Origin of the sequence: Sphingobacterium sp. IITKGP-BTPF85, from assembly GCF_001006065.1 — a bacterium.
Classification (GTDB): Bacteria; Bacteroidota; Bacteroidia; order Sphingobacteriales; family Sphingobacteriaceae; genus Sphingobacterium; species Sphingobacterium anhuiense.
This window is the reverse complement of record NZ_ASZT02000270.1, coordinates 1-2,318: the sequence shown is the minus strand read 5'-3', so window position 1 is coordinate 2,318 and position 2,318 is coordinate 1. Positions and strand designations below refer to the sequence as shown.

General features: G+C 39.3%; 1 protein-coding gene and 1 pseudogene. Both read right to left on the bottom strand.

The annotated features are described in order from the left end of the window. Positions 1-452 precede the first annotated feature (452 nt). Positions 453-1,177, bottom strand: a pseudogene (locus L950_RS24960) (MIP/aquaporin family protein). 11 nt (positions 1,178-1,188) lie between these two features. Beyond that, a partial coding sequence (locus L950_RS24955) for an FGGY family carbohydrate kinase (protein WP_021189600.1) occupies positions 1,189-2,318 on the bottom strand: 1,130 nt, incomplete at its 5' end.

Here is a 2,318-nt window from a genome sequence, read left to right as displayed (position 1 = left end):
TTTTTATGCTGAGAGCATAGCTATTCCTGTTCTTCCGGTGCCTTCTGCAGGCCCTTCATGCTCATCATTTAACCTATTCAGCTTCTATATCCTCTTCCTATCGGACAAGCATACTGTCACTATATCTTCCGATCTCTAATTTTTAATACTCATATAATGCTATTTGATACTTCTTATATACTAGGGACTATTATGTTCTCGTGAACGCTGGGTTTGTGCACTGCCTTTTTATTTCTTCGTTATCACTTAGCTATTCAGTTTTGTATGTAGCATATGATAGTCTATTTGAGATCACATGATTTACGAGCAATAGGTTTCCCTTTCATTATACTTGATAAAAAATAACCTAATCCAGTTTATTTAGCTGGATTAGGTTATTCTTAATGCTTATTATGATATTTATTATAGAATATTGGATTTTTATTCTTGCAATTGGACAAATTTTAATCGTCTTAATTTATACATAAATAGATCAATGTGGCAAGAGTACTGCCTATAAGTGGACCGACTATAGGCACCCAGGCATATGCTAGATTAAATGTTTTTTTATTCTTTATCGGTAATAAAGCATGTGTAATTCGAGGGCCTAAATCTCGGGCAGGGTTGATGGCGTACCCGGTTGTACCGCCTAAAGATAATCCGATTACCCAAACAATAAAACTTACAGGTATTGCTCCTATAGTACCTAAGCCCAAAGTTTGTCCTTGTTGGATAGTTGGTTCAGTGAAATGTAGGATGCAAAAAATTAAGACAAAAGTACCTACAATTTCACTGATGATATTAATTTTAGGATTAAAGATAGCAGGTCTTGTACAAAACACGGCCTCTTTGGCTCCTGCATCTTCGGTTTGGGTGAAATGATCTTTGTACATCAACCAAACGATAAATGAACCAAACATAGCCCCTAAAATTTGCATTGTGATGTATTGAAGTCCTAACTTAAGGTCATTTTGTTCAATATTAAATTAGCAAGCGTAACAGCAGGATTAAGATGCGCCCCGCTATAGGGTCCTGCAATCGTTACTCCGGCAAATACCGCTAAAGCCCAAGCTGTACTGATTACCATCCAACCTGAATTGTTCCCTTTAGTATCTTTTAATACAACATTTGCGACAACTCCTCCTCCTAATAAAATGAGCACGGCTGTCCCAATAAATTCTGCGATTAGTACATTCATAATAACTGTTGTTAAGCGTTGAGATCGTAGTTAGCCCAAAACTTGGTTGTCTCTACAGCGCGCTTCCATTCTCGCAATGATTGTTCAATTGATGGATCTGGTATTGGTGTAAATGTTCTGTTAATTTGCCATTGTTTTGCTATTTCTTCCATACTGGGCCAAAATCCAACCGCTAGACCGGCTAAATATGCTGCTCCAAGTGCTGTCGTTTCTGTTACCTCAGGACGTATGGTGATTGTATTGAGAAAGTTGGCCTGGGTTTGCATCAGGAAATTATTCGCACTTGCGCCACCATCAACACGAAGTTCTTTGATTTCAATATTTGAATCAGACTGCATGGCTGTCAGAATATCTGTTATTTGAAATGCGATTCCCTCTAGCGCAGCTCTGGCAATATGAGCGACATTGGTGCCTCGAGAAAGCCCTAATATCGTACCACGTGCATAAGGATTCCAATGTGGTGCTCCTAAACCTGAAAAAGCCGGAACCATATAGACACCATCGCTATCCGCTACACTTTCAGCCAATTTTTCTATTTCTGCAGAAGTTTTGATGATACCTAATTCATCTCGTAACCACTGCACAACAGCTCCTCCAATGAATACACTTCCTTCCAGAGCGTATGTTACCTTTCCTCCAATTCTCCAAGCAATCGTAGTGACTAAATTGTTATTCGAAAAAATTGGTTTTGAGCCAATGTTCATTAATAAGAAGCAACCTGTTCCATAGGTATTTTTTGCCATTCCTTTTTGGGTGCACATTTGTCCAAATAGTGCCGCTTGCTGATCGCCCGCAATCCCTGCAATAGGTACACTACTGGAAAGGATCTGACCCGAAGTATGTCCATATACCTCTGACGAGGAGGCAACTTTAGGAAGGATACTTGCAGGTACGTTAAATATGGTCAGCAATTCATTATCCCATGTTAACGTTTCGATATTGTACAACATCGTTCTTGATGCATTGGACACATCGGTTACATGGACAGCTCCATCAGTTAGGTTCCAAATAATCCAACTATCTATGGTTCCAAAAGCGAGATCGCCCACATTTGCTCTTTCTCTAGCACCTTTTACATGATCTAATATCCAGTTGATCTTAGATGCGGAGAAGTAGGCATCGATACGAAGACCTGTTTTTT